Genomic DNA, 26,346 nt, shown 5'->3' with positions numbered 1-26,346 from the left:
GATTTTTTTATCTTGAGGGGGAGCGGTTTTTGAAATTCCCAGGGAAGACCGCTCCATCTCAATGAATGGTTCTTTTCGGTTTTTGGCCGGCCGGTTTCTATTCCGCAGGATTGTATACATGGGTGTAGGGCGTCTGGCTTCGGCTGGTGCTCAAGAGGGCTTCCAGGGAACTGCCGGCGGATTTTGTCGCTGAATACTTCAATGCCAGGGACATCAAGTCATCATCACTGGTATCCCCGTTCACATAGTTTGCAAGGTTGTCGGAGCGTGTCAGCAGAGAATCCTTGAAGTTGATGATTTCACTGTTGGCAGTCAACCCCGTGAACGCCGATTTAAAGGCTTCCTCTTCGTTTAAAATCGCTTCCAGTTCCTCTTTCCCGGAAAAATCTTCCTGGATGGAGATGTCTCCGTTGTTATCCAGGCCCAGGCTGACCTGCTGCTCCGAGTCAATCCCCAGGGCCTGCACGGCTGTTTCAAGCATCGAGTTTACGGCTTCTTCCTGTGCGGCGGAGGCGGCTTCAAAATCCGCAAGGGTGAGCCGGCCCGTCGGGCTCAGTCCCAGGGCTTCCCTTGTCCTGGCTGTGGCCACCTGGCTGGAAAGGGTCACGGTGTCCCGGGCCGTGGAAGATGAAAGGGTTTCATCTTCAGAATTGGTATTGGCGGAAGTTTTGATTGATTCCAAAAGACTCGTGTTGGAATATGAGTAGAAGTTGCTAGAGAGCGTATCCGTAATGGAAGTCATTTTTCCTCCTTTTTGTTGAAGTTTGGGGTATCCTGTTCATGGGAAAAGCAATTTTGATGCCGGTTGAACAGAATCCCGGGAACCGTCTTTACCAGAGCCCGGGGCATCATCATGAACCACGGGACGGAACCAAAAAAGGAGAAAAAATTTCCCAAGGGGAGAGGAAGGAAAAGAAAAAACTGCAGGGTTGGAAAAAGATTTGTAAGAGGGTTTTGTCCAATAAGAAAGGGCAGGGAAAAAGGTTGTTTCTTATCCGTTTTTTTCTGCCAGAATGGCCCGGATATGCTTTCTGGCGACTTCCATAAAATCGGGAAGGGCTTTGGCCAGGGCTGGGGTGGGTTCGGTTCCCCAGTTGATTTTTTCAGGCTCAATCCCGATGACTTTCAGCCGGGGACGGTTTCCCCTCATCTCGGCCATGCCCAGGGAATCGAGAAGATCAATGTCGTGGAGGGAGAGGACCTGTTTCTCGTTCTGTCTTAAATCCTCTTCATCCAGGCTGTATATGGTCCCGGGTTCATGACCGGCCCGGACAATGTCCAGGACCAGGATGTTTTCATACTCTTCAAAGAGATAAAAAATGTCCTGGGTAAAGGTTCCTCCGTCAATGAAGTCCACAAGGGATCCGTCCCAGTCCTCTTTTTCCTTCCAGAATTCCTGGACAGCGTAAACGCCCATGCCTTCGTCCATGAGAAGGATATTGCCCACACCCAGCACCAATAATTTTTTCATCTCTTTTTTCTCTGTCCAGGTCTAAAGCCGAAAGATGTCTTCTCTGTTTCTGCTCTTTTATCCCGGGATTGTAAAAAGAGCAAGGGGATGCCCTGGGCATCCCCTTGTTCCTATCATAATTGAAAATTTAAATCAGAGCGGTACTTCCACTTTGATTTCCCGACCAGTATCTGCGTCCAGCACGTGGACGGCACAGCCCAGTCAGGGGTCGTAGGAGCGGATAAGCCGCCCCACATTCACAGGATTCTCCGCATCCGGGACCGGGACGCCGATCAGGGCTTCCTCAATGGGGCCTCTTACGCCCATGTCGTCCCTGGGGTTGGCGTTCCAGATGGTGGCCGAGGTTACCTGGTAGTTGGAGATCTTCTGGTCTTTGATGTCCACGTAGTGGAGCAGGGCGCCCCGGGGAGCCTCTGTCATGCCGAGGCCTTCCGCAGACTGGGGAATCTCGGCCGGAACAAAGGTTTCCTTGCCGGGCTGGGCAGCGGCCAGCCATTCTTCCACGGCCATGGCCACCAGGCCGGTCTCTTCAGCCCTTGCCACATGGCGGCCCAGGATGGAGAAACAGGCATCGCCGATGTCGCGCAGCTTTTTAACGCCCAGGGCATCCTGGCCGGTCTTGGACAGCTCGGGGTTGGTGGCCCACATTCTGGCAAGGGGACCGCCTTCATGGGGCTTTCCGTTATATCTCGGGGCCTTGATAAAGCTGTAGGCGCCGGGTTTGTCGATATTGGGCAGGGTTTTTCCCCTGGTGGGGTTAAGGCCTGTGGTGGAATCCTCAAACCAGGAGTACTTCACATACTCCTTGATCAGGGCCGGATCCACGGGGTAGTCCTTGCCGTCGGTGTAAACACCGGGTTTGAGAAGGGTATTGCCTTGGGCATCCAATTGGAAAACACCCCAGGAAACCAGGTTCTTGTGTCCCACACCGGTCTTGAGCAGGTCTCCGTAGGGACCGGCCAGCAGATAGACGATGGGGATATATTTTTTCATGATAAATTCTTTTACTTTTTTGAAACGCTCGGCATAGGCGTTGAGAGCTTCCCGGGTGGGGATCTCGGTGGCGCCGCCCACAACGATACCCTGGACATGGGGCATCTTTCCGCCCAGAAGAGCGACCATCTCGTGACAGATCTTCCTCATTTCAAGGGCCTCAAGGTATTGGCCCACGGCCACGTCGTTGATATCTTTGGGGACCCGGACGTCATTTTTAGCGTATCTGGGGATAAAAGGCGCGGTATCCGGACCGTTGACATAGTCGAGTGCGGCCAGGTGGTAGAAATGCAGGATATGGGACTGGAGAAAATTGGCGCCCAGGATCAGGTTCCTGGCAATTCTTCCGTTTTCCGTCAGTTCCACGCCGAATGCATCATCCAGGGCCAGGGCCGATGCCGTGGCATGGGCCGTGGGGCATACCCCGCAGATCCTCTGGGTGATCTGGGTGGCATCCCTGGGATCCCTGCCCACCAGGATCTGTTCAAAACCGCGGTACATACCGCCGGAGAGCCTGGCATCAACGACCTTGCCTCCCTTTACCTCTACTTCTGCCTTGAGATGGCCCTCGATCCGGGTGACGGGATCAATGCCGATCTTTATCTTTTTCCCGGCCTGGGCCGGTTCAGCCTGTGGTTTACAGCCTGCCATAGTAAAACCTCCTTGGTTTCATTGAGTTCTGGATATTAAGCGGGTTCATAGAAAGGGGATGATCCGTCGGGAAAACCCGGTTCAACACAACCGATGCAGACGGAATTATCCACGCACCAGTTCATGCCGCTGTTCCATTTCCTCTTATAGCAGTCGGCATAGGTGTCCGGACCTTTACAGCCCAGATCCATGCGGCAGCCTTTGGGATCTGACAGGATTTCAGCCATTTCTCCTTCATCGTACATGTCAAGCCTGGGGCAGTTGTCATGGATGTTCTCACCATAGAAAAGTGTGGGACGGCCGGCATCGTCCAGCTCGGGAACACCCTTGGTCAGAAGATGGACCAGGGAGCCGACAATCCAGTCCGGATGGGGCGGACAGCCCGGAATGTTGACCGTGGGAGTGGTGATTCCCTTGGATTTGAGGAAATCCATGGTCCCGGTGGCGCCGGTGACGTTGCCTTCAGCCGCCGGAATTCCGCCGTAGGCGGCACAGGTTCCGATGGCCAGAACCGAACCGGCGTCTGCGGCCAGTTCCTGCACCAGGTCCATCATGGTGATTTCCTTGTGTCTCATTTCGCCTACAATGCAGTATCTGCCGTCGGCAGCCGTGGGGATGGCTCCTTCAACGGCAAGGGAGAACCTGCCCTTGTACTCTTTGGCAATGGCATAAAGATTTTCCATGGCGATCTCCCCCTCGCTGGCCATGACAGTGGGATTGAACTGCAGACTGATCACCTTGAGAAGAATATCTGCAATGGTGGGCTCAACACTGTTCAGCAGGGATACTGAACAGCCGGTACATCCCTGTCCCTGGACCCAGAGGACGGGATGTCTCTTCAGTCCTTTTTCAAGGGCCTGGATGAGTGCAGGATTGAACATCTGAGAAATTCCGATCCCGGCAGCTGTTCCAGTCACGGTTTTCAGAAAGCTCCTCCTGGAAACCCCTGTTTTTTTCGTTTGTTCGTCTTTCACGGGCACCTCCTTGATGCTGTTAAAGTCTAACTCCGCTTATCCCGCCGGGAAACCATTCCCGCACAGGTTTGAATTCAGTAGAAAAGCCAGTATATAAAGGGAATCTATGACTGTCAACGGTTTGTATAGAAAATTTTAATGATTTTCAAGGCAGTATAGTGGGTTTTTAAAAAAGACTATAAAAACAATAAGTTAAACCTGTCTTCAGGAAGAGAAAATCCTGGGAAACCGGATGGTTTCATTGAATATGGGAGCAGGGAATCAGTTGAGAAATTCAAGGGTGGGAATGGGGATGAGTTTTTTCCCCGGACCCAGGCAGACCAGCTCAAGTTCGCAGGTTACGGCGGGTTTTTTTCCTTCCGGGCGCCAGGCTTCATGAAAAAAAATAACCCTGTATTCGCCCTGTTTCTCCCAGGTGGTCCGGATGTCCAGAACATCGCCGAAAACGGCTCCGTCATGATAGGAAAGGGAGGCCTTGTAAACGGCGAATCCGATGCCGTCCTTGTGCCACATCCTTGAAAGGGCGTCCACCCCGATGACGTCCTCCCTGGCCCGTTCAAAGAATTTCAGGTAATTGGCATGGTAGACGACCCCGGAATGGTCCGTGTCTTCGTAGTAGATCTGGGCCGTGAAGTGGTGAACCAAGGGTTTCAACGGTTATCCCCAAAAGAATTCATTGATCAGTCAATCCTCTTGAATTTCATAATATTGTTCGGTCATTGAGACTTCGGTCGCCGTTTCCTGAATCTGCCGGCCCATGAAATGGACGCCCCTGTAAATCTCTGAAACCGGGTGCGGCCCTTTGACACCGATGGATATCCGCTTTCACGCTTCACCTGCAAATCCGGTACGCAGCAGGGAATCCCGGCTGATCATTCCTGCAAACCGACCCTGTTCATCGACTACCGGAAGGCGCTTGAGCGCTTTTTCCGTCATGATCCCGATGGCCTCTTCGAGCAAGGCGTCTTCACGGACCGTGACCAGATCGGTATTCATGGCAGTTGCTGCGGTGATACCGCTTAAGCACTCTCGAAGTTCATCATCGCAGGTGTTGGTATGGATAAAAAAGAATGATTTTTTAATCAGACCCCAGACGCCGTTCTGATCCCGCTTGAAAAAACGAAGCAGGTCCCAATCCGAGATGATACCCAGGAGCTTCTTTTTATCATCAATCACGGCCACCCGCTGGATATCGTTTGAATCAATGGTCCGAATTACCTCCCATACGGCAGTCTCAGGGGAAACCGTCTGTAAATCCCGTCGCAAAACATCCTTAACATACCTTAGGTTTTCCACCCGTACCTGCTGCGCCCGGAAAGTGTTCCAGTCCGGGGCTTCCTTCATCACTGTCTTGAATACATCTAGCCGGGACAATATGCCGGTCAAACGGCCTGCCTTGTCCACCACCGGCAGTCGTTTGGTTCCTTTTTTCAGCATCAGGTCGACGGCTTCAATGAGCCGGCAATCTTCTTCAATGGTAATCACCGGCCGGGTCATCACATCCGCGGCCTGTTTTCGGCCCAGGGCGGTCAATATGCTGTCCTGTTCTTTCGGGTCTGATTCAGCCAGGAAACCGAGGCGAATCGGCATTCCACCCCGTTTGATAAGATCTCCCTGGGTGATCATGCCAATGGGTTTGGCCGATTCATCCACAACCGGCAAGCCCGTGAATATCGAAGAAAGGAGCAGCTGGGCAGCTTCATCCAGAAAGCTGGCAGACGAAACCGATTTCGGATCACGTGTCATGGCATCCCGGACCCGGACCTGACGTGGGAAAAAAGAGTTTCGTGCACGGTGGCTGACAACCTTTAAATCGTGAATTGCAACGATACCGTCGGTGATCATTTCAGTGATCGTCGGCAATACACGCTCAACTTCCGCCTCGGGCAGAATGATGTAAATGCGCACCGGCATGTTAAACGACAAAATCTCCAGGCGCCGGGTGACCACCTCTCCGTTTTCATAACATCCGTCTGTCCCTTTGGTTACGTGGCATCTTGCCGCGATTTTGAGATTCTGAACAAATTCGATGACCGCGTCTGAGACAGGTTGCGACTGATACCGGGCTTCTTCGTTGGTAAAAATATCAATCGATTTATAATTCAGCATCATCTCCTCCGTGGATCAGATCAGCCGTCCCAGCCAGATCCCCAGAAATGCCAGGAACAAGCCGCCGATATTATTGACAAGGATATTTGCAATGAACAGGAAATTTGTTCCGTCACGGGCGATGTTGACCGATTCCAGCGCAAAAGAAGAGAAGGTGGTCAAAGCGCCCAGATACCCGGTGATGATGAACAGTCGAACGTCCGGGCTTAAAATGCGGCTCCTGTCAGCAAGGGAAAAAATCAAACCAACCAGAAAACAGCCCAAGAGATTGGCGGCCATGGTCCCCCAGGGGAAATGACTCCCGCCCAATTTTACGCCGAGCAAACTTATTCCATAGCGACTGATCGCGCCCAAGCTGCCACCGATCATGACGAGCAAAATTTTAAACATCATTTCCCAGCCCTTAAAACTGTTATACCATCGGATTGAAACATGCGGCCCGGAAAAGGCAATAAAAAAAACCCGCCTGCTCGCGGGTTAATATTACCAAATAACTCCCACCGCGACTAGTGCCGACAGGAGTCATCAGCCAAAAGCGGTTTGCAGGGACGCAGGCCCTGTGGGGGACTCCATCCCCGAAAATCCCTGACTTTTTGTACCAGAAGGATGAAATCAGATCAAGCAATAAAAAAAAGGGAATTCATTTGAAATCCAGGAAGTTTTTAAAATGCCCCGGGTTTTCTATCCCCTATAATTCCTTGACTATATTCTTTTCATTGACTATTCAAATCCAGTATGGCTGCAGAAAGTCAAAAAAAATTATTTCCAATTTAAGATCATCGGAGGTCGTTTTTGCCGGAACACCAGAACACAGGGTCCCACACTCTTCCTGTTCGGATCATCATACCCGTGGGACTGACCATTGTTCTCTTCAGCATGACCATATTTTTGCTGGTCATCCCCATGCTGGAAGAGAATATGATGGAGGGCAAACGGGAGAATATTATGCATTTGACCGAGAGTGCCTGGTCCATTCTATCCCTGTATCACGACAGGGCCGGCCAGGGAATGATCTCCCCGGCAGAGGCCAGGGCAGAGGCCATCAGACATCTGAGGCATCTGCGCTACGGAGCGGACCTCAAGGACTATTTCTGGATAAACGACATGGGACCGGTAATGGTCATGCACCCCTACCGTCCGGATCTGGTGGGCAAGGATATTGCCGGATTCCAGGATCTGGCAGGCAAGTATCTGTTCAGGGAGATGGTGGAGCTTGTGAAAGAAAGGGATGCCGGGTTTGTGGATTATCTATGGCAGTGGAAAGAGGATTCGGACAGAATTGTCCCCAAGATCTCCTATGTCAAAGGTTTCCAGCCCTGGGGCTGGATCATCGGCACGGGCATTTACGTGGAGGATGTGAGGGCCCAGATTTCCAAAATCACCCGGCATCTGACCTGGACTTGTCTGGGGATCATGGCCCTGGCCCTCTGTCTTTCCTTTTATATTATCCGGGAGGCGGCCAAGGAAAAACAGGAAAGGGTGCGTGCCACGGCCCAGTCTCTTTTGAGGGAAAAACAGCTCCTCCAGGCGGATAAGATGAGTTCCCTCGGAATTCTGGTGGCCGGGGTGGCCCATGAAATCAACAATCCGGCCACCTCCCTCATGCTCAACGCGCCCAATTTGAAAAAGGCCTGGAAGTCTTTTTTGCCGGTTCTGGACAATCACTTTGAGCAGGACCCCGGGGCCAGGGTCTGCAACATGGCCTATTCTGATCTGAGGAAGCGCATCGACCTGATGCTGGCCGCCATTGAGGACGGCTCCATCCGGATCAAGAGAATCATTTCGGAGCTCAAGGACTTTTCTCGGCCCGTTTCCGGGGATATGGACCATGATATCGATGTGAGCCAGCTGGTTGAAAAATCCCTGGACCTGACCGCCTCCATTGTTAAAAAGGCCACCCGAAATCTTTCTGTGGAGTGTAAAGAAAACCTGCCCGGGGTGCGGGGCAATTTTCAAAAACTCCAGCAGGTGGTGATCAATCTGATTGTCAATGCCGCCCAGGCCCTGGAGAATCCGGATCAGGCCATCCGGGCAGCCACCTTTGCAGACCGGGAAGGGGGTTTCCTGGTCATTGAGATCGCCGATACCGGCCCCGGGGTCTCCCCCGGGGATCTGAAGCGGATGAAGGATCCCTTTTTTACCACCCGGAGGGATGAGGGGGGCACGGGCCTGGGGCTTTCCATTTCGGAAAAAATTATTTCCGACCACGGGGGAATGCTCGAGTTCTCCTCTGTCCCGGGGCAGGGACTGACTGCCAGGATCCTCTTGCCCTTGGACCTTAAATGAGTTATGAGATAAAGGATATGAGTCATGAGATGAAAATGATTGCACCAGAATCCCGGATCTCCCCGCTCAAACTCCATCTCCCATATATTAACACCGGAACAGGTATATGACAGAAAAAGCCCTAGCCATGGACCGCCCCATTTTTGTTGTGGACGATGAGCCTGAAATCCTGATGGCCGTGGATACGACTCTCAGAATGGCGGGACTGGACAATATCGTCACCATCGGCGATTCCCGGGACGTGATCCGCCGGATGGAACGTCAGATCCCCGGCCTGATTCTCCTGGATCTGAACATGCCCCACATCAACGGCGGGCGGCTCTTAAAAATTATCCGGAAAACCTGGCCCAGAATACCGGTGATTGTGCTCACCGGGACCATTGATGTGGATACGGCGGTCAACTGCATGAAAATGGGGGCCATGGACTACCTGGTCAAGCCCGTGGAAGAGGAAAAACTCCTGGCCGTGGTCAAAAAAGCCATGGATGAGAACATGGAGGGCGGCAGCGGATCCCTGCCCAGGGATCTGTTTGACCAGGTCAAGAATCCAAAGGCCTTCCGCCATATTATCACCCAGGATGAGAAGATGCATTCCATCTTTCACTATATCGAGGCCATTTCCCCCTCTTCCCAGCCGGTGCTGATCTTCGGGGAAACCGGGGTGGGAAAGGAGCTAGTGGGCCGGTCCATCCACACCCTGAGCCAGAGAAAGGGGAAACTGGTGGTGGTCAATGTGGCCGGCCTGGACGACAACGTGTTTTCCGATACCCTGTTCGGCCACCTCAAGGGCGCATTTACCGGAGCGGAAAAATCCAGGCCCGGCCTCATCGAGCAGGCAGCCGCCGGTACCCTGTTCCTGGACGAGATCGGGGACCTGGCCCTGGGCTCCCAGGTCAAACTGCTCCGCCTTCTCCAGGAGGGGGAATACCTGCCCCTGGGATCTGACCAGACCCGGCGTTCAGACGTGAGGATCATCGCCTCCACCAACCTGGATCTCTGGGCCCTTGAAAAAAAAGGGGTTTTCAGAAAAGACCTTATCTACAGGCTGTCCACCCATACCCTGACCCTTCCCCCCTTGCGGGAACGCCTCCTGGACCTGCCCCTGCTCCTGGACCGGTTTGTCTGCCAGGCAGCAGATGAACTGGACAAACCGGTTCCGGATATCCCCAAAACTCTGATTGAACAGATGGAGAAGTATCCGTTCAAGGGGAATATCCGGGAGCTCAAATCCATGGTTCATGATGCCCTGTCCCGCTATAAAACCGGCCCCATCACGGCGGATCTTTTTAAGGGACTGTCGGATTCAGCATCCCCGTCGGTTAGAGAGGACGACCCAGAGGGCGATTTGCCCACCCTGAAACAGGCTTCCATGGAGCTGGTGGAAAGGGCCATGGAGCAGACCGGGGGAAACCAGTCTGCCGCGGCAAAGATCCTGGGAATCTCCCAGCAGGCCCTGAGCAAGCGGCTTTTAAAGATGAAATCCCAGCAAAAATAAGCGTACAACAAAAGTTGTATTCACAACTTTTGTTGTGAACGCGGCCGATCCTCCTGTTCCCCATGTGTTTTTTTTACGAATCGCCGTGGAATACAACTTTAGTTGTAAAAATCTGCAGGGGAGCGTATCTGAAAAATTCATATAAAATCTTTTAAAATCAAGTAGATATATAAATCATAATCCCCTGGCATAATGATTGCTTTTAAAAGATGTGAACCACAATCATTTAATATGAGGGGATCATTATCATGCAAAATCAGAAAAATTTAGGCTGGCGGGTAACCTTTGCAGGACTGGGAATTAACCTGGCTCTGGGGATTCTTTATACCTGGTCCATATTTAAAATGGCCATCAAGGATTCCATTGTCGCAAAGGACGGGCTCTTCAACTGGAGCCTGGCCTCTCTCAACGACCCCTACGCAGTCTGCTGCCTGGTGTTTGCCTTTGCCATGATTTTCGCCGGAAGGATCCAGGACCGGATCAGCCCGAGAATTACCGCGGTGATCGGCGGTATCCTGACCGGGTCGGGCCTGATCCTCATTGCTTTTTCCACCTCCTGGATTGTCTGGATACTGGGTTTTGGAATTCTCATGGGCCTGGGCCTGGGATTCGGCTATGCCTCTGCCACTCCGCCGGCCATCAAATGGTTCCCCCCGGCAAAAACCGGAATGATCGCAGGGCTGGTCGTGGCCGGATTCGGCCTGGCCTCGGTATATATTGCTCCCCTGGCCATTTATCTCATTGAAAGATTCGGCCTGAGCCAGTCCATGCTCATCTTCGGCGTGGCATTCATGATCATCGTATCTCTTTTGGCCCAGCTCCTGGTCAATCCCCCGGAAGGGTATGTTCCCGAGGGAAAGGCTAAGTCCGCTTCTGCCTCTGCTCCCAAACTCGTGGATTTTTCACCGGGCGAAATGATGAAAACCAGTGCCTTCTATAAACTCTGGATCATGTTCTGCGTGGGCTCGGGAGCCGGACTCATGATCATCGGCAGCGTGGCCGGGATGGCCAAACAGGGCATGGGTCAGCTGGCCTGGGTGGTTGTGGCCCTCATGGCCGTTGGCAATGCTTCTGGCCGGGTGGTCGCAGGCATTCTTTCCGACCGCATCGGCCGGGCAAACACCCTTTTTATCATGCTGACCTTCCAGGCTGCCGTGATCTCGTCCCTCATGTTCATCTCCCCGGATCAGGTCTTCTACCTGGTCCTGGCCGCCGCCCTGATCGGGTTCAACTACGGCACCAACCTCTCCCTGTTCCCCTCGGCCACAAAGGATTTCTTCGGACTCAAGAACTTCGGGGTCAACTACGGCCTGGTCTTTTCCGCCTGGGGTGTGGGCGGCTTTATCTTCCCGAGGGTATCCCAGATGATCGTGGCCTATACCAATAGTCCCAAGATGGCCTATCTCATGGCTGCCGGCCTGCTTGTGGTCGGTGCCATCCTGGCCGTTGTGACCAAGGCTCCGGGAGCGGAAGAGGAGACCGAACCTTTATTGGGAACACCTGCCCCTGCGGCAGCAACTGTTATTGAGAAAAACTGATCTTTTCTTGAATCCTGAATCTGTGATTAACTTTGTAAACTGACTTGAAAAGGAGATGATGATGAGCGAATTTAAATTTCACGCACCTGAGGAAGAGTACCGGAAAAACGCCTGGGTAAAGAGCATGGAAGAGTACAAGGCCTTGTATAAAAGGTCCATCGAAGACCCCGAAGGGTTCTGGGCGGAGATTGCCGAAGATTTTTACTGGGAAAAGAAGTGGGACAAGGTCAGGAACCATAATTTTCATATGTCCAAGGGACCCATTCTTATTGAATGGTTTAAAAACGCAAAGACCAATATCACATACAATTGCATTGACCGGCATCTTGCAACCCGGGGGGATCAGACCGCATTGATCTGGGAAGGCAATGCAGTGGGAGAAGATCTGGAGATCTCCTATAATCAGCTCCATGAAAAGGTCTGCCAGTTTGCCAATGCCCTGAAATCCAGGGGCGTGGGCAAGGGAGACCGGGTGGCCATCTACATGCCCATGATTCCGGAACTGGCCGTAACCATGCTGGCCTGTGCAAGGATCGGAGCCATTCACAGCATCGTGTTCGGCGGATTTTCAGCAGAAGCCCTGTCGGACCGGATTCTGGACAGCCTGTGCAAGGTCCTGGTCACCACGGACGGGGTCATGCGGGGGGCCAAGGCCGTACCCCTCAAGGGCAATGCCGACACAGCCCTGGAACTCTGCAAGGACAAAGGCCATGCCGTTGAAACCTGTTTCGTGGTCAAGCGGACCGGGTCGGACATTGAAATGAGAGAAGGCCGGGATATCTGGTGGCATGATGCAGCCAATGCCGAGTCTGCCGACTGCCCTGTGGAATGGATGGATGCCGAGGATCCTTTATTCATTCTCTATACCTCCGGGTCCACAGGCAAACCCAAGGGGGTTCAGCATAATGTGGGCGGCTATATGGTCTATACCGGAACCACGTTCAAGTACATCTTTGACTACCATGACGGGGATATCTATTGGTGCACCGCCGATATCGGCTGGGTCACGGGCCATTCCTATATCGTTTACGGCCCCCTGTCCCAGGGAGCCACCAGCCTCATGTTCGAGGGCGTGCCCAATTATCCGGATCCGGGCCGGTTCTGGGCCGTGGTGGACAAGTGGAAGGTCAACCAGTTCTATACCGCACCCACGGCCATCCGGGCCCTCATGGCCCAGGGAGAGGAATGGGTGGAGAAGTATAACCTCTCCTCTCTGCGGCTTTTGGGATCCGTGGGCGAGCCCATCAATCCCGAGGCCTGGAAGTGGTATCACAAGCACGTGGGCAAAGAGAAATGCCCCATAGTGGATACCTGGTGGCAGACGGAGACCGGGGGGATCCTGATTTCCCCCCTTCCCTATGCCATTGACCAGAAGCCGGGTTCTGCCACTCTGCCCTTCTTTTCAGTGAACCCTGTGATTCTCAACGAACAGGGCCAGGCCCTTGAAGGGGCCTGCGACGGGATCCTGGCCCTCAAAGAACCCTGGCCCGGTCAGATGCGGACGGTTTACAACAACCATGAACGGTTTGAAAAAGTCTATTTTGAGATGTTTGACGGGTACTATTTTGCCGGTGACGGCTGCCGCCGGGACGAGGATGGCTACTACTGGATCACGGGCCGGGTGGACGATGTCATCAACGTATCCGGACACCGGATGGGAACCGCGGAAGTGGAGTCTGCCCTGGTCAGCCACAAGGAGGTGGCCGAGGCCGCCGTGATCGGATTCCCCCATGACATCAAAGGCCAGGGCATCTACGCCTATGTCACCCTGAATGTCACCAGCGAGCCTTCCGATTCCCTGCTGGCGGAATTGAAAAATCATGTCAGAAAGGAGATCGGGCCCATTGCCACCCCGGACATCATCCATTTTGCACCGGCCCTGCCAAAGACCCGGTCCGGCAAGATCATGCGCCGGATCTTGCGGAAAATAGCCACGGACGAATTTGACCAGCTCGGCGATATTTCCACCCTGGCCGATCCCGAAGTGGTCGGTAATTTGATCGAGTGTCACAAAGAACTGACACAATAGACCCTGGCCCCGGCGCCCGTAAGGAGCCGGGACCTGTTTTGGTCCGGGGCTAGATCGGGGCCCCGGGCCAAATCGGGTCCATAAAATAGTTCTTTTCCTCCAGAAGACCGGAAGGGGTTGGCCCTTCCGGTCTTCAATATTTTTATCCGTATTTAAAAATGATTAAAATCAGGGGTTTTTCGCCCCGGAGCCCTTTACAAAAAGCATTTCATGGAATAATAATTGCGGTTATACCTGAACGGGCGATATCGATTGTGCTCAACGGGCACAGGATGGACTCTAAATATTTATAGTTAAAGGGTAGGGCAATGACAGATGAAAAGACAATAGCCGTTGTGGGACTGGGGTATGTGGGTCTGCCCCTTGCCGTAAATTTCGCAAGAAAATATAAGACCATCGGATTTGATCTGAAGCAGAGCATCGTTGAAAACTGCAAAATCCATGAAGACCCCACAGGGGAGGTGTCCAAGAAGGAGTTTGAACAGGCGGTCCATTTCACCCCCACCACAGACCCGGCAATGATGTCGGATGCGGATTTTATCGTTGTGGCCGTGCCCACCCCCATTGACAAGGCCAGAAGACCCGATCTTTTTCCCGTGGAAAGTGCATCCAGAACCGTGGGTAAGGTCATGAAAAAAGGCTCTGTGGTTATTTTTGAGTCCACGGTATACCCGGGGGTCACCGAGGATATCTGTGTGCCTATTCTTGAAGAAGAATCCGGGATGAAATGGAAGCAGGACTTCCATGTGGGATACTCTCCGGAGCGGATCAATCCCGGGGACAAGGAACATACCCTGACCACCATTGTCAAGGTGGTATCCGGGGACGATGAATCCACTCTGGAGCAGGTGGCCGGTCTCTACGAGGCCATTGTCACTGCCGGGGTTCACCGGACAAAGACCATTAAAGAGGCCGAGGCGGCCAAGGTGATTGAAAATACCCAGAGGGATCTGAATATCGCCCTGATGAACGAGCTCTCCCTGATATTTGACCGCCTGGGCATTGATACGAAAAACGTATTGGAAGCGGCCGGGTCCAAGTGGAACTTCTTAAAGTTCACCCCGGGTCTGGTGGGGGGGCACTGCATCGGGGTGGATCCCTATTACCTGACCTTTAAGGCCGAGTCCGAGGGGTATCATCCCGAGGTTATCCTGGCCGGCCGGCGGATCAACGACAATATGGGGCGGTTTGTGGTGGAAAAGACCGTGAAGATGATGATCCAGCAGGGACGTCATGTCAAGGAGACCCGTGTGGGTGTCCTGGGACTGACCTTTAAGGAAGATTGTCCGGATTTAAGAAATACCCGGGTGGTGGATATCATCCAGGAGCTGGATTCATACGGGTGTGAGGTCCTGGTCCATGATCCCATGGCCGATCCCAAGGAGGCCCTGGAGTATTACGGGGTGAACCTGCGTTCCTGGGAGGAGTTAAAAGACCTGGGGGCGGTCATCCTTGCCGTTCCCCATGAATGGTACAGGAAGAGATCCGTGTCAGACTTTGTCGGGCGCCTGGGTGAAAACGGATGCCTGGTGGATGTGAAGTGTATGCTCGACCCGGAAGAGGTCAGGCAGAATGGTGTGAGTTTCTGGAGGTTGTAAAGCAGCCTAAAGCTGAAAGCGAAAAAGTTACGCCGTACAAACTAAAAGAGTAAAAAAATGAGTTTTGAAAAATTGCAGGACAGATTAAATGGAGAATCCTTTTCCTGGCTGATAACCGGATGTGCCGGGTTTATCGGGTCCAATCTCCTGGAAACCCTGCTGAATCTCGGCCAGAAGGTAACCGGCGTGGATAATTTCTCCACCGGGTTCCAGCATAACCTGGATCAGGTAAAGGCTGCTGTCGGGCCGGAAAAATGGAAAAATTTCAGGTTTATCCAGGGAGACATCACCCGGTTCGAGATCTGCCAAAAAGCCTGCACCGGCCAGGATTATGTGCTGCACCAGGCGGCCCTGGGATCGGTCCCAAGATCTGTTGCCGATCCCCTGACCACCAATGAGAACAATATCACGGGCTTTTTAAACATACTTACGGCGGCAAGGGATGCCAAAGTCAGGCGGTTTGTCTATGCCGCTTCCAGCTCCACCTACGGCGACCACCCCGGACTTCCCAAGAAAGAGGATAAGATCGGCAAGCCCCTTTCGCCTTATGCCGTGACCAAGTATGTAAATGAGCTTTATGCAGAGGTGTTTTCCTCCACCTATGGGTTTAAGACCATCGGCCTGAGGTACTTCAATGTGTTCGGCCGGCGCCAGGATCCTTTTGGGGCCTATGCCGCCGTGATCCCCCTCTGGTTCGCCTCCATGGTCCGGGAAGAGGAGGTCTATATCAACGGAGACGGCGAGACCAGCCGGGATTTCTGTTATATTGACAATTGCGTCCAGGCCAATTTGCTTTCCGCCCTGGCAGGGGACGAGGCCGCCGATGAGGTGTACAATGTGGCCTTTGGGGAAAGGACCAGCTTAAATGAGCTCTTTGTCATGATCAAGGACCGGGTGGTCCGTGCATATCCCCGGTGCGCAGGCCTCAATCCCGTTTTCCGGGACTTCAGGGCCGGAGATGTCAGGCACTCCCTGGCAGATATATCAAAGGCAGGCAAGCTTCTGGGATACAAACCTCAATTTTCTGTCGGCCAGGGACTCGACCTGGCGGCAGAGTGGTATATGGAGAATCTTTCATGTTAAAAGACGGAGAAAAAGGAGTGATCCGGCAGAGGGGCAAGGATGAACCCAAATACGCCATTGCCCCCCACCTGCCCTGCGGACTGGTCAATCCGGATCAGTTGCGCAGAATTGCAGATGCTGCGGAACAATACGGGGTCCCTGCATTAAAAATCACCAGCGCCGCCAGGATCGCCATGATCGGGATTGAAGAAGGCCAGGTGGATGAGATCTGGAAAAAATTGGGCATGGACCCGGGGCAGGCAACAGGGCTCTGCGTCAGGAGCATCAAGGTCTGCCCGGGAACTCAATTCTGCCGGCTGGGCAAGCAGGACAGCCTGGCAATGGGTCTGGAACTGGACAGGATCTACCATGGAATGGTTTTGCCCAGCAAGATGAAGATGGGGGTCAGCGGGTGCAAGATCCAGTGCGCAGAAAACTGCATCAAAGATATTGCTTTATACGGAACCCAGGATGGGTGGACCCTTACCATCGGCGGGAACGGCTCGGCCCGTCCCCGGCTGGCCGACCTTCTTGTTGAAGATCTCTCCTTTGAAGATGCCAAATCCATGGTGGCCCGGGTGGTTGAGTACTATCGGGAGAACTCAAAGCGGGAGCGCATGGGAAGGATGGTCGACCGTCTGGGCCTGGATACCATTAAACAAGACCTTGGTTTATGACGAGTCCCGTTTGATTTTCGGACAAAACCGCAGGAGGAATTTCTCAGGCCCTCGCGGTTTTCCCGGACAATTGCCGCCCCTTTATCAATAATCGCAAATGGACTGATCCACACTCCTGGGAACCCCTTCATAAGGGGTCCATTTATTGGATCGGTATGCATCCTGCCCTCTCATGTGCTTGAGAATCTCGATACTGGTTTTATACCCCTTGTACATTCTGCACATATCCATGGCCATGCCGCAGATCAGGGCCACGGCCTGGACCAGGGTGATATCGTTGTAGGAGAATTCCCAGTGTTCCTTGGTGTAGACCCGGAGGGCACCGATGACTTTATCGTGGCTGATGATGGGAACCCCGAGCAGGGAGACGATTCCCTCTTTTCGGGCCTGGTCAGGGTATTGGATCCTGGGATCATCCATGACATCGTAAATGGCAACGGGTACCGCATCCTTGGCTTCCTTGATGGTCTGCATAAAGTGAATGGGACCCTTGTTGAGATACTCCTCGCTCAACCCGTATGATGCCACAAGTCCCAGTTCCCGGGTGTCGCGGTCGACCAGGAAAATCGAACAGCCTTTTGCCTTAAATGCTGTTTTTACGCTTTCCGCCGTTATCAGTGCAACATCTTCCGGATCCTTGCACTGGGAAATGGCTGTGGTGACCTTGATAAGGGTGTCGTAGTACATGGCGTGTTTGTCCATCTGGGCCTCCTTTGGTTGAAATTATAAGATCCGGCTCCGGGCAGAAACGCCTGCTCCGGGCCATGGGCAATCCGGAAAACAATTTTTAAGAGAGGCTGAAAATCAGGACAAGCCGGTCAGGGAAAAGGCAAATGAGACAGGATGGAACTCATTCATAAGGATGGAATAAGTATAGTCCAATCCCCTAAAAGAGTCAAAGGGTTTTGATAAAGCAACAAGAAGACTTAACCGCAAAGAGGGTGCCTGGGGCCTTTTCGAAAATGTTCGGGACAGGCATTGGAAAGCTTGCCTAGGCCGAACCATAATTGATATAGTCTCTGAAGTGGTATGGTAAACTTTTGGAGATTTATTCCGGTGTTTTTTATGCTCCGGATTTATGACCCGTCCGCCATGCAAAACGGGTACAAGGCTGTTTCAATAATGTCTGTTTCCGTTTTTATGATTATATAAAGAATCAGAGGAGTACAAAAGTGAAAGCCCTTGTCATTGCCGCCCACGGCAGCAGGAAAAAGGAAACCGCCCTGGAGGTTGAAGCCCTGGTGGAAAGACTGGCAAAAAAGGCAGCAGATGAGTTCCATTTTGTGGAACATGCTTTTCTGCAGTTTACAGAGCCGGGTCTGGAAGAGGTCATGGAAACCCTGGTTCAAAGAGGGGCAAAAAAAATTTTCATTTTTCCTTTTTTCATTGCCGTGGGCACCCATGTTCTTCAGGATCTGCCGGAATGCATTGAAAAGGCCCAAAAGACCCATCCAGGTGTGGATTTCATTATCACCCGGCATCTGGGGGCCCTTGAATCCATTGAGGATGTCATCCTCAATGAAGTCAGGGAAGGGGTACCCCGGCCGGAGGGGGAAAGGGCAGATTGAAACCAAATGAAAAAGAGGTCCGTGGCCGGGACATGGATAAAAAGATCATCGTGGTAAAAACAGGAAATACATTTGCGTCCATGAAATCAAGGTACGGAGATTTTGAAGACTGGATTTCCAGGGGCCTTGGGGTGGAACCGGAAATGATCCGGGTGGTCAATGCCAGCGGGCATGAGCCTTTGCCCGGAAAAAAGCAATGTATGGGGGCCGTGGTTGCCGGATCCCATGCCATGGTCACCGATGACCTGGACTGGAGCCTTGTCCTGGAAAACTGGCTCCGGGAGATGGTTGAGGCCGGGGTTCCGATTCTGGGGATCTGCTACGGCCATCAGGTCCTGGCCCGGGCCATGGGAGGGCAGGTGGATTATCATCCCCGGGGAATCGAGATCGGCTGTGTGGACATCAAACAGACCCGTGAAGAGGATCCTCTTTTTCATGGATTTCCTGAGATATTCAAGGCCCATGTCTGCCATTCCCAGACCGTGGTGTGTCTGCCGGCCCATGCCGTTCACATGGCCGGGAATGATTTTGAGCCCCACCATGCATACAGGCTTGGGGATAGAGCATGGGGCGTGCAATTTCATCCCGAGTACGACAGGCCCATCATGAAGGCCTATGTTGAGTATATGCAGGCCAAGATTGAGGCCTCAGGCCGTGATCTAAAACCGATTTTGGACGGGATTGAAGAAACTCCCCATGCATTGAAAATTCTGGAAAGATTCGGCCGCCTCTGCCTGGCCTGACACCGGGAGAGAGAACCCCTCTGGCCGGTTCACCGGTTCAGGCTCCAGTCATAGGGGAGAAAATCAAGTTTGATCTCTTTTCCCCCATCCAGGTTTTCTTTGAGTTCTCCCCGGGCATATTGCCGGATAAAACCAAGGGGATTGTCGTTAAAGTCTTCCCGGAACCAGTCAAAGATCCTGCTGGCAAAGAGGGTGGTGCCCCGGAGGGTATTGCGCCTGGGATCGTTGATAAAGGCAGTTGCCTGGTCGTCAAGCTGGGTTTCCAGGGTTTTTCCCTCATAGGGGACGTTGAGCAGGGCAGGGCAGCTTTTAGAGGCGCAGTTAACCGCAAAGTGAACCCTGGGATCCTTGAAAAAAGGCCTTAAAATATCATGCTCCACCTGATCCAGGGAGAGTTTCCGGCCGTTGAGGGAGATGAACTTCCGGCTCCAGGGGCCGGAGAAAAATGAACCGATTTCCTTGATGGAATTGATGCCCGGATACTCGGTCAATACCAGTTGAATGGTGGCCGCATTGTACAGATTGATGTAAAAAGCGAACCTGCCGCTCCGGGAAAGAGATTCAAGGTCGGTCCGGCTCAGAAGCTCAAGGTACTCGTCCAGACGTTTTTCATCCTGTTTAAACCCGTCATAGTCGACCCGGCCCCTGAATACATGTTTTTTGAGCAGACCGGCATAGATGCGGTTGTCCACGCCTGCCGGGCAAGGTCCCGGAAAAGCCAGGAACAGGACCATAAAAAACAGGACAGACGCACCGGCCTTTTTGTAAAATGAAATTGGATTGCCCATGGATCCCTCTCTAGAAAAATTAAGGATTGACAGAGAGATTACTTCATGTCCGTATAATTCTCAATTCTCAATTCTCAATTCTCAATTCTCAATTCTCAATTCTCAATTATATCACCCCGAATCCCGCAATCAGGTTGAGGCCCCCGTGAAAAATTATCCTGGACCTAAGCTGTTTCAGACTTAATTCCTTCCGGGTCCGGTGATCCGGACAAAGGATGCCCAGGCGCCACCCCTTAAAATCCCGGGTCAGTTTTTGGCCGATCTCATGGTAAAAATCATCCGCGTTCTGCCCCTGGCCAAGCCGTTTTCCATAGGGTGGATTCAGGAGAATCACACCTTTTTGAAGAGACGGACGGGGCATGATATCAAAAAAATCAATTTTTTCAGCCCGGATGGAATTAAGAAATTCATGGGCGGAAATATTGGCCCTGACCGCATCCACCGCCCTGGGATCAAGATCCGAAGCAAAGATTTCCGGCTCCCGGGACAGGATAAATTTTTCCTTGGCCTTTTTTTTTAGGTGATTAAAATTTTCAGGCCGGAAACCGGGCCAGGCCTCAAAGGCAAACGACCTGAAAAACCCCGGCGGCACCCGGGATCGGATCATGGCCGCTTCAATGGAAAATGTCCCGGACCCGCACATGGGATCCACCAGGATGTCTCCCCCATGAAAGCCGGATTCCTTGAGAAGGGCAAAGGCAAGGGTTTCCCGTAAAGGGGCCGAGATCACGTGGCCTTTGATCCCCCGCCTGTGCAGAAGGGCCCCGGACATGTCCAGGGAAACCTGGAAACGGTCATTTTCAGCACGGATCATCAGGGTCTGGATACTGCCGCTTTCCTGGGGTGCCCCTGTGCTCAGCCTGGACTGAATAATGGGCCGGCACCTCTGGGCAATGGCATCGGAATGAAAGAGCCTTGATTTTTTACAGCTCACCTGGATCCGGATGTCTGCATCGGAAGGCAGGAACAGCTCCCAGTCAACGGAGGAGATGCTTTTTTCCAGGGCCGGAAAATTCGCAGCCTTGAAAGAGGCCAGTCTCAGTAGCAGCCTGGATGGGCTCCGGAGATGGAGATTGGCCAGATATCCTGCCTCAAGCCTACCTTCAAAGGCGACCCCGCCCTTTACCACCCGGGGATTGAGGATTGGATCTCCCAGTTCATCCATTTCAGATCTGCAGAGGGACTCAAGTCCGGGGGAGCATACGGCAAAAAATTCATGCTGTCTGGCAATGATCCGCCGCTTTACCCTCTTTTCAAAGGCAGATGGATTTTTACTCAAAGACATTGTTGGCCATCCGGATGGACTCAAAATAATAACCCGGCAGTTTCGTTTCTATGGCCTTCCCGGATATGGCCCTGAAAATATCCTTGCTCCACTCCCCTTTTTCAAAAGAGGTGATGAGTTTCAACATCGTATTAAAACTTTTTACCCTGCCGAGAAGGGCCTCATTCATCTTCTGTGAGAATCCGAGCACCTTTATGATATCTTCCATTGTATGATCCAGCATGGCATCCATGAAAGAAAAAAGCCCGAGGGTAAAAAGTTCATCGTCGGAGAACTCCGTATGGAGTATGGATCCGAGTTTTTCACACATCATGGCTCTGACCACGGATCGCCTGGCCAGCTCATTGGGTTTGTCCTTGTTCAGATCGGATACGGCAATGACGCTGATGAATTTTTTTAATTCATCCACCCCCAGATAGGTGATCCCATCTTTGATGGTGTGAATGGGGTTGGGGCGTTTAAAATAGGCTGAATTTAAAAATTTGAGCAGTTTATAGGAAATGGAAACATCATTTTTGATCAGGGACTCGACTTTTCTTATATCCAGGTTCTCATACTGAAGTTCATTGATCAGACGGAGTTTGGTCACCTGGTTGAGAGAAATGTCTTTTTTGGAGAGCATTTCAGGTCTGGAGAAAAAATAGCCCTGAAACAATTGAAAGCCCATGTCCCGGGCCCGGGCATAATCTTCATGGGTCTCCACTTTTTCTGCCAGAAGAGTTGTTTTTTGATCCGTTTTAATCTTTTCTGCCATCTTGTAAATATCTTCCCTTTTGGAATACTTGAAATCCACCTTGATGATATCACTTATTTCCACCAGGGGGGCGTATTTTTTGTGATCTGAAAAATCGTCCAGGGCAATTCGATATCCCTTTTTTTTCATCTGATGAAGTGCATGTATGATCCCGGATGAGGGTTCAACATCTTCCAATACTTCTATAATGATATGGCGGGCAGGGAAAAGCAGGGCGGTCTTCTGTGTGATCAGTTTTTCGGTGAAATTGATAAACCCGGGCCTGTTTCTCAGGATCTCCATGAGTTCAAAGGAGAAAAAGGCATTGGACAGGACGTTTGAGGTGGCAATATCTCCTTCAATGCCCGGGAATGCGTTTTCCAGCCTGTCCCTGAATAAAAGCTCATAGCCAAAAACTTTTAGCTGGGTATCAAAAATTGGCTGTCTTGCAACAAATATCTCCATTTTAATTCATCCCAATCGATCAGAATATTAAATGATTTTTACGTTGCACTGCCCTGGCACAGTATAACCATTATTTCAAAATAAAAAACCGGATCCCCCCTAAAAAAGGTAATCCGGTTGCAACGGCATACTATTTTTTGTCTGCAATCCGGCTATCTTTTTTAAGACCCGTGACTTTCCGTCCTTGCCTCGCGGCAAGTTTGGCTTTTAAAAGTTAAGACGACAAAATTCTACGCGTTTTCAAAGATTTGTCAATGAATTTTATGTTTTGGCAGGATTTGAACCCAAATCGGCCGCTTTCTGCCCCTTGGCGGGGTCCGGCAGAATCCCGAAAGGAAAATCAGAAGGACTTTCCGCAGCAGGATCCCGGGCCGGCGCACCCGGATGCCTGTCCCGGTGTGGAGCCGCAGCAGGCCGTGTCCTTCAGGCCGGGCATGCTGTTTTTTGAGGGACCTGACATGGAAGAGTGGGCGGCCATGAGTTTTTTTAGGTTCTGGCTGCCGCAATGGGAGCAGGTCGGCAGGTCTGATCTGTCGATCACCAGAACTTCACTTTCTTTTCCACACGCCTTGCATTGAAAATCATACAGGGGCATAAGATGTCTCCTATTATGGTGTTTGGAGCCCCGGCCGCATCCCCCAGGGGACAGGGTAGGTATGGAGAGAAAGGGGGGCGGCAACGGGGCTCCAGGGGAAGCCGATGGCTGAATCTACCAGTGACCGTCTACATTGGCTCCGTCGGCATATGTAAATTTTCCTTTGTTGAATTGTTCAATCACCCCGCTGACGGTTCCGTCGGCGTCGTTGGCGACCTTGATCCCTGCGGCATCAAGGGTTTTAAAGGCATTGGGTCCGCAGAATCCCGTCAACAGAACCTTGGCGCCTTTTTCGCTGATACTGGAGGCCGCCTGGATGCCGGCGCCCTTGAAGGCATTTTTATTGTTCTCGTTGTCAATGACCTCAAATTCTTTTGTGTCGGTATCCACGACAATGATATATGAAGCCCGGCCGAACCTGGGATCCACCTGGGCATCCAGGCCCCGGCCCTTGGATGTTATGGCAATCTTCATCTTGCTGTCCTCATGTATATAGAGTAGGTGTTCTTTTCCCTATTGGCCTCCGCCTCCGCCGCACACCTGGTCATTGCGGATCTCCGGCAGCTTGCCCTGGATCAGGTCCATGACCACAGGTTCGATCTCGGCCCTTTCGGCATCGTGGAATACGTCAATTCCGACCTGGCGGAAGCCCATGAGGGGCCTCATGCCGATGCCGCCCACGACCAGGGCATTGACCCTGTTCTCGGACAAGAGGTTGACCGGGACCATGCAACCGCCCTGGACGTGTTCCTGGTTGGCAAGGGTGGAGATCTTGGTGATTTCACCGTCTGTCACATCCACCAGGGTAAAAACATCGCAATGTCCAAAATGTCCTGCCCGGGTTCCTTTAAGTCCGCCTTCCCCGTTGGAAGGGATGGCAATTCTACCATTTTTCATCTCGTACAACTCCTGTGTTTAAACGGTTTTTACATTATTCTTTCAAGTTTCATGGCTGAACTTTCCATTACTTTCTGCCATATGTCTTTGACAGCCTTTGCTGCCATGGAATCCTCATTGGTTTCCATGATGGTTTTTCCCTGGACCATGGCCCGGGTAAATTCCGGATCAAAGGGGATCCTGCCGGCAAGCCCCAGGTTTTTCTCTTTTGCAATTTTTTCAATGATCAGGCCCTGATCCGGATTGAGATCGAACTTATTGATACAGACCATGGCCGGAATTTTGAAATGGGCGGCCAGCCGGGTCACCCTTTCCATGTCATGGACTCCGGACACCGTGGGCTCCGTTACGATGAGCACGGAACTTGCCTGTCCGATACTGGCAATAACAGGGCAGCCGATTCCCGGAGGGCCGTCCGTCAGTATGAGGTCAATGTGCTGATTTCTTGCCCTTTTTTTCGCTTCTTCCCTGACCAGGGCCACCAGCCGGCCTGAGTTTTCCTCGGCGATCCCTAACCGGGCGTGGACCATGGGGCCGAATCTTGTTTTGGAGACAAACCACTGGCCGCAGGTTTTTTGGGGAAAATCCACGGCCTGTTCCGGGCACATGTCTACACATACTCCGCATCCCTCACAGTCAATGGGGTCCACCACGGGCCGTCCTGTCCGGTCCTCTTGAATGGCGTTAAACCGGCAGAGTTCCATGCACAGGCCGCATTGACTGCATTTGTCGGCAAGGATGAAGGCCTCGTTCCCTCCTACAAAATCGGTCGTTTTAAGGATTTCAGGGGCCATGAGAAGATGGAGGTCGGCTGCGTCCACATCTGCGTCACAGAGCATCATATTGTCTGCCAGATTTGCAAACGCACCGGTCAGGCTTGTTTTCCCGGTTCCCCCTTTTCCGCTTAATATGACAAGCTCTTTCATTGGACAGAATTCCTTTTTTCAGCTATTTCTTTGATCCGCTCCAAGAGCCCTGAGAATTTTTCTCTGTATTCCGGAAGAGCCGATACGATGAGTTCTCCCCGGGAATAGGCTTCTGCAATCCGCCTGTCAAAAGGGATTTCCATGAGAATGGGGATATCTTCCCTTTGGGCATAGGCTTTTACGTCATCATTGCCCATGCCGGCCCTGTTGATGATGATGCCGTGGGGAATGCCCAGCAGTTTGACCGCCTCCACTGCCAGGGTAAGGTCATGGAGGCCGAATGGTGTGGGTTCTGTGACCAGGACCACAAGGTCAGCCCCTTTCATGGAGGTGATGACCGGGCAGGAGGTTCCCGGAGGGGCATCAATGATATTGATTTTTTCCGGATCCGTATAGGTCCTGACCTGTCTGATAATGGGAGGGGCCATGACCTGGCCGATGTCCATGAGTCCGTGGACAAATTTGATTCTCTTTTCTTTGCCCGGATCGGCCGTTCCATTTACCCGTGAGGTCTTGATCCATCCTTCCTGGATGACGCCCAGGCTCCTTTTCTTTTCTTTTACGGCATTTTCTGGGCAGACGGCGGTACAGCCGCCGCAGGAGTGGCAGAGTTCGGGAAAGGTCACAACGCTCTTTGCCACAACGGCAATGGCCCCGAACCGGCAGATGTCCATGCATTTTTTGCAATGGGTGCATTTTTCAGTATCAATTTCAGGAACCGGGGCAATCACCTCTCTGGTTTCAAAGATTTCAGGCTTTAAAAACAGATGGGAATTGGGCTCTTCCACGTCACAGTCGAGGATCTGGGCCTGATATCCGATGGTTTGGGCAAGGTTGGTGCTTACAAGGGTTTTTCCGGTGCCCCCCTTCCCGCTGGCGATGCTGATGATCATCTCTTGGGTATGTCCTTTTTGTAGAAAATTTATTTTCAGCCGGTCAGGTCAAGGATCTTTTTTACACAGGAGATTAACTCTTGCGCGTCCTTTTCTCCCGGGTGTCCGGGAAGCTGCATCAATACCCCTAGCCCTTCGAAATAATCGTGGAATTCCTCAGGGGCAAGGGAACTGACCGGAACGCAGTTGATCATGGGATTGGTCATGATCGCCTTTTCCACCAGTTGTTTAGGGGTCATGTCCACCAGGTGTTCATCCACAATTAACAAATCTATTGTTTTTTTATCCGTGCACATGGCAAGACAGGCTTTGCCCGAGTCGGCCCATTCAATCACAAAATTATTTTTTTCCAGGACCGGTTCAATATCTGAAAAGTTTTTCCGGTTCCCGGCCGCGATTACGGCTTGTTTCATATTCAGGTTCTCCAATTATCAGGGCCTGCGCCAAGCCTCTGATGAAGTTAAATTCAATCGCACCCATACCCTATAGCAAGACCTGTGCCATGGGGATATTAGAACGATTTTTCAGGTTCAAGTAATTGAAATTATATTATTTAATTTAATTGAAGAA

At 52.1% G+C, this 26,346-nt stretch carries 26 protein-coding genes and 2 riboswitches; of the genes, 9 read left to right on the top strand and 17 right to left on the bottom strand.

From position 1 onward, the window contains the following. Positions 1-97: 97 nt before the first annotated feature. The 7 genes from F608_RS0106925 to crcB form a co-directional block, all read right to left on the bottom strand. Entirely contained in the window at positions 98-742 is a 645-nt protein-coding gene (locus tag F608_RS0106925; protein WP_022664895.1) for a hypothetical protein, read from the bottom strand. 249 nt (positions 743-991) lie between these two features. Continuing rightward, positions 992-1,471: a NiFeSe hydrogenase maturation protease gene (hysD, locus tag F608_RS0106915; protein ID WP_022664893.1), complete on the bottom strand. Its 480-nt coding sequence runs from the start codon at positions 1,469-1,471 to the stop codon at positions 992-994. A gap of 201 nt (positions 1,472-1,672) precedes the next feature. After that, entirely contained in the window at positions 1,673-3,115 is a 1,443-nt protein-coding gene (gene hysA / locus F608_RS0106910; protein ID WP_022664892.1) for a NiFeSe hydrogenase large subunit HysA, read from the bottom strand. Positions 3,116-3,150: 35 nt separating this feature from the next. After that, positions 3,151-4,089: a NiFeSe hydrogenase small subunit gene (gene hysB, locus F608_RS0106905; protein WP_022664891.1), complete on the bottom strand. Its 939-nt coding sequence runs from the start codon at positions 4,087-4,089 to the stop codon at positions 3,151-3,153. Positions 4,090-4,350: 261 nt separating this feature from the next. Beyond that, positions 4,351-4,743: a YbgC/FadM family acyl-CoA thioesterase gene (locus F608_RS0106900; protein WP_022664890.1), complete on the bottom strand. Its 393-nt coding sequence runs from the start codon at positions 4,741-4,743 to the stop codon at positions 4,351-4,353. Between the two features lie 171 nt (positions 4,744-4,914). Continuing rightward, positions 4,915-6,198: a DUF190 domain-containing protein gene (locus F608_RS0106895; RefSeq protein ID WP_022664889.1), complete on the bottom strand. Its 1,284-nt coding sequence runs from the start codon at positions 6,196-6,198 to the stop codon at positions 4,915-4,917. 15 nt (positions 6,199-6,213) lie between these two features. Continuing rightward, positions 6,214-6,591, bottom strand: coding sequence for a fluoride efflux transporter CrcB (gene crcB / locus F608_RS0106890; protein ID WP_022664888.1), 378 nt, complete (start codon positions 6,589-6,591; stop codon positions 6,214-6,216). A 116-nt stretch (positions 6,592-6,707) separates the two neighbouring features. Continuing rightward, positions 6,708-6,784: riboswitch (Fluoride riboswitch) on the bottom strand. Positions 6,785-6,990: 206 nt separating this feature from the next. On the opposite strand from crcB, the gene F608_RS30995 reads away from it, so the two are divergent. The 7 genes from F608_RS30995 to F608_RS0106850 all read left to right on the top strand — a co-directional run bounded on the left by F608_RS30995 (position 6,991) and on the right by F608_RS0106850 (position 16,883). Further along, positions 6,991-8,484 carry a cache domain-containing protein gene (locus F608_RS30995; protein ID WP_022664887.1) on the top strand — a complete coding sequence of 498 codons (1,494 nt, stop codon included), beginning with the start codon at positions 6,991-6,993 and terminating at the stop codon, positions 8,482-8,484. Between the two features lie 106 nt (positions 8,485-8,590). Beyond that, a complete protein-coding gene (locus tag F608_RS0106880) occupies positions 8,591-9,979 on the top strand; it encodes a sigma-54-dependent transcriptional regulator (RefSeq protein WP_022664885.1) in 1,389 nt (462 codons plus the stop codon). Positions 9,980-10,227: 248 nt separating this feature from the next. Further along, the gene (locus tag F608_RS30990; RefSeq protein ID WP_022664884.1) at positions 10,228-11,517 is read left to right on the top strand and encodes an L-lactate MFS transporter; all 1,290 of its coding nucleotides are present in this window, start codon (positions 10,228-10,230) and stop codon (positions 11,515-11,517) included. Between the two features lie 61 nt (positions 11,518-11,578). Further along, a complete protein-coding gene (gene acs / locus F608_RS0106870; RefSeq protein ID WP_022664883.1) occupies positions 11,579-13,546 on the top strand; it encodes an acetate--CoA ligase in 1,968 nt (655 codons plus the stop codon). Between the two features lie 308 nt (positions 13,547-13,854). Further along, positions 13,855-15,144, top strand: a complete 1,290-nt coding sequence (locus F608_RS0106860) for a nucleotide sugar dehydrogenase (RefSeq protein WP_022664881.1) — start codon at positions 13,855-13,857, stop codon at positions 15,142-15,144. Positions 15,145-15,201: 57 nt separating this feature from the next. Further along, positions 15,202-16,227, top strand: coding sequence for an SDR family oxidoreductase (locus F608_RS0106855; RefSeq protein WP_022664880.1), 1,026 nt, complete (start codon positions 15,202-15,204; stop codon positions 16,225-16,227). After that, positions 16,221-16,883 (top strand): nitrite/sulfite reductase domain-containing protein, encoded by a 663-nt coding sequence (locus F608_RS0106850; RefSeq protein WP_022664879.1) that lies wholly within the window; start codon positions 16,221-16,223, stop codon positions 16,881-16,883. Before F608_RS0106855 ends, F608_RS0106850 begins: the two co-directional genes overlap by 7 nt. A gap of 84 nt (positions 16,884-16,967) precedes the next feature. On the opposite strand, the gene F608_RS0106845 is transcribed toward F608_RS0106850, so the two are convergent. Continuing rightward, the gene (locus F608_RS0106845; RefSeq protein WP_022664878.1) at positions 16,968-17,585 is read right to left on the bottom strand and encodes a GAF domain-containing protein; all 618 of its coding nucleotides are present in this window, start codon (positions 17,583-17,585) and stop codon (positions 16,968-16,970) included. Positions 17,586-18,031: 446 nt separating this feature from the next. On the opposite strand from F608_RS0106845, the gene F608_RS30985 reads away from it, so the two are divergent. Continuing rightward, positions 18,032-18,451 (top strand): sirohydrochlorin chelatase, encoded by a 420-nt coding sequence (locus F608_RS30985; RefSeq protein WP_279615082.1) that lies wholly within the window; start codon positions 18,032-18,034, stop codon positions 18,449-18,451. Beyond that, positions 18,448-19,194: a glutamine amidotransferase gene (locus F608_RS0106835; protein ID WP_022664875.1), complete on the top strand. Its 747-nt coding sequence runs from the start codon at positions 18,448-18,450 to the stop codon at positions 19,192-19,194. Before F608_RS30985 ends, F608_RS0106835 begins: the two co-directional genes overlap by 4 nt. 29 nt (positions 19,195-19,223) lie before the next feature. Here the strand turns inward: F608_RS0106835 and F608_RS0106830 are convergent, their stop codons facing one another. From F608_RS0106830 to F608_RS0106790, 9 genes are all read right to left on the bottom strand, one after another. Then, complete coding sequence (locus tag F608_RS0106830; RefSeq protein WP_027362544.1) at positions 19,224-19,982, bottom strand: DUF547 domain-containing protein; 759 nt, start codon at positions 19,980-19,982, stop codon at positions 19,224-19,226. 106 nt (positions 19,983-20,088) lie between these two features. After that, entirely contained in the window at positions 20,089-21,267 is a 1,179-nt protein-coding gene (locus F608_RS0106825) for a THUMP domain-containing class I SAM-dependent RNA methyltransferase (protein WP_022664874.1), read from the bottom strand. Then, a complete protein-coding gene (locus tag F608_RS0106820; RefSeq protein WP_022664873.1) occupies positions 21,254-22,465 on the bottom strand; it encodes an EAL and HDOD domain-containing protein in 1,212 nt (403 codons plus the stop codon). The genes F608_RS0106825 and F608_RS0106820 overlap by 14 nt, the downstream gene beginning before the upstream one ends. A gap of 139 nt (positions 22,466-22,604) precedes the next feature. Further along, positions 22,605-22,680: riboswitch (cyclic di-GMP riboswitch) on the bottom strand. 125 nt (positions 22,681-22,805) lie between these two features. Further along, complete coding sequence (locus F608_RS0106815; protein WP_022664872.1) at positions 22,806-23,060, bottom strand: FmdB family zinc ribbon protein; 255 nt, start codon at positions 23,058-23,060, stop codon at positions 22,806-22,808. A 114-nt stretch (positions 23,061-23,174) separates the two neighbouring features. Further along, positions 23,175-23,534, bottom strand: a complete 360-nt coding sequence (locus tag F608_RS0106810; protein ID WP_022664870.1) for a NifB/NifX family molybdenum-iron cluster-binding protein — start codon at positions 23,532-23,534, stop codon at positions 23,175-23,177. Positions 23,535-23,573: 39 nt separating this feature from the next. After that, entirely contained in the window at positions 23,574-23,957 is a 384-nt protein-coding gene (locus F608_RS0106805) for a NifB/NifX family molybdenum-iron cluster-binding protein (RefSeq protein ID WP_022664869.1), read from the bottom strand. A 29-nt stretch (positions 23,958-23,986) separates the two neighbouring features. Then, a complete protein-coding gene (locus tag F608_RS0106800) occupies positions 23,987-24,883 on the bottom strand; it encodes a P-loop NTPase (RefSeq protein ID WP_022664868.1) in 897 nt (298 codons plus the stop codon). After that, positions 24,880-25,776, bottom strand: a complete 897-nt coding sequence (locus F608_RS0106795; protein WP_022664867.1) for an ATP-binding protein — start codon at positions 25,774-25,776, stop codon at positions 24,880-24,882. Before F608_RS0106795 ends, F608_RS0106800 begins: the two co-directional genes overlap by 4 nt. 35 nt (positions 25,777-25,811) lie before the next feature. Then, positions 25,812-26,189: a response regulator gene (locus tag F608_RS0106790; RefSeq protein WP_022664866.1), complete on the bottom strand. Its 378-nt coding sequence runs from the start codon at positions 26,187-26,189 to the stop codon at positions 25,812-25,814. Positions 26,190-26,346: the final 157 nt, after the last annotated feature.

The organism is Desulfospira joergensenii DSM 10085 (assembly GCF_000420085.1).
Classification (GTDB): Bacteria; Desulfobacterota; Desulfobacteria; order Desulfobacterales; family Desulfobacteraceae; genus Desulfospira; species Desulfospira joergensenii.
This window is presented reverse-complemented; position numbering and strand designations above follow the sequence as displayed.

What these genes read in the sequence shown, in the direction of transcription:
- F608_RS0106925 (WP_022664895.1), bottom strand. Translation starts at nt 742, where the DNA reads ATGACTTCCATTACGGATACGCTCTCTAGCAACTTCTACTCATATTCC.
- hysD (WP_022664893.1), bottom strand. Translation starts at nt 1,471, where the DNA reads ATGAAAAAATTATTGGTGCTGGGTGTGGGCAATATCCTTCTCATGGAC.
- hysA (WP_022664892.1), bottom strand. Translation starts at nt 3,115, where the DNA reads ATGGCAGGCTGTAAACCACAGGCTGAACCGGCCCAGGCCGGGAAAAAG.
- F608_RS0106895 (WP_022664889.1), bottom strand. Translation starts at nt 6,198, where the DNA reads ATGCTGAATTATAAATCGATTGATATTTTTACCAACGAAGAAGCCCGG.
- crcB (WP_022664888.1), bottom strand. Translation starts at nt 6,591, where the DNA reads ATGATGTTTAAAATTTTGCTCGTCATGATCGGTGGCAGCTTGGGCGCG.
- F608_RS0106880 (WP_022664885.1), top strand. Translation starts at nt 8,591, where the DNA reads ATGACAGAAAAAGCCCTAGCCATGGACCGCCCCATTTTTGTTGTGGAC.
- F608_RS30990 (WP_022664884.1), top strand. Translation starts at nt 10,228, where the DNA reads ATGCAAAATCAGAAAAATTTAGGCTGGCGGGTAACCTTTGCAGGACTG.
- acs (WP_022664883.1), top strand. Translation starts at nt 11,579, where the DNA reads ATGAGCGAATTTAAATTTCACGCACCTGAGGAAGAGTACCGGAAAAAC.
- F608_RS0106860 (WP_022664881.1), top strand. Translation starts at nt 13,855, where the DNA reads ATGACAGATGAAAAGACAATAGCCGTTGTGGGACTGGGGTATGTGGGT.
- F608_RS0106855 (WP_022664880.1), top strand. Translation starts at nt 15,202, where the DNA reads ATGAGTTTTGAAAAATTGCAGGACAGATTAAATGGAGAATCCTTTTCC.
- F608_RS0106850 (WP_022664879.1), top strand. Translation starts at nt 16,221, where the DNA reads ATGTTAAAAGACGGAGAAAAAGGAGTGATCCGGCAGAGGGGCAAGGAT.
- F608_RS0106845 (WP_022664878.1), bottom strand. Translation starts at nt 17,585, where the DNA reads ATGGACAAACACGCCATGTACTACGACACCCTTATCAAGGTCACCACA.
- F608_RS0106830 (WP_027362544.1), bottom strand. Translation starts at nt 19,982, where the DNA reads ATGGGCAATCCAATTTCATTTTACAAAAAGGCCGGTGCGTCTGTCCTG.
- F608_RS0106825 (WP_022664874.1), bottom strand. Translation starts at nt 21,267, where the DNA reads ATGTCTTTGAGTAAAAATCCATCTGCCTTTGAAAAGAGGGTAAAGCGG.
- F608_RS0106820 (WP_022664873.1), bottom strand. Translation starts at nt 22,465, where the DNA reads ATGGAGATATTTGTTGCAAGACAGCCAATTTTTGATACCCAGCTAAAA.
- F608_RS0106815 (WP_022664872.1), bottom strand. Translation starts at nt 23,060, where the DNA reads ATGCCCCTGTATGATTTTCAATGCAAGGCGTGTGGAAAAGAAAGTGAA.
- F608_RS0106810 (WP_022664870.1), bottom strand. Translation starts at nt 23,534, where the DNA reads ATGAAGATTGCCATAACATCCAAGGGCCGGGGCCTGGATGCCCAGGTG.
- F608_RS0106805 (WP_022664869.1), bottom strand. Translation starts at nt 23,957, where the DNA reads ATGAAAAATGGTAGAATTGCCATCCCTTCCAACGGGGAAGGCGGACTT.
- F608_RS0106800 (WP_022664868.1), bottom strand. Translation starts at nt 24,883, where the DNA reads ATGAAAGAGCTTGTCATATTAAGCGGAAAAGGGGGAACCGGGAAAACA.
- F608_RS0106795 (WP_022664867.1), bottom strand. Translation starts at nt 25,776, where the DNA reads ATGATCATCAGCATCGCCAGCGGGAAGGGGGGCACCGGAAAAACCCTT.
- F608_RS0106790 (WP_022664866.1), bottom strand. Translation starts at nt 26,189, where the DNA reads ATGAAACAAGCCGTAATCGCGGCCGGGAACCGGAAAAACTTTTCAGAT.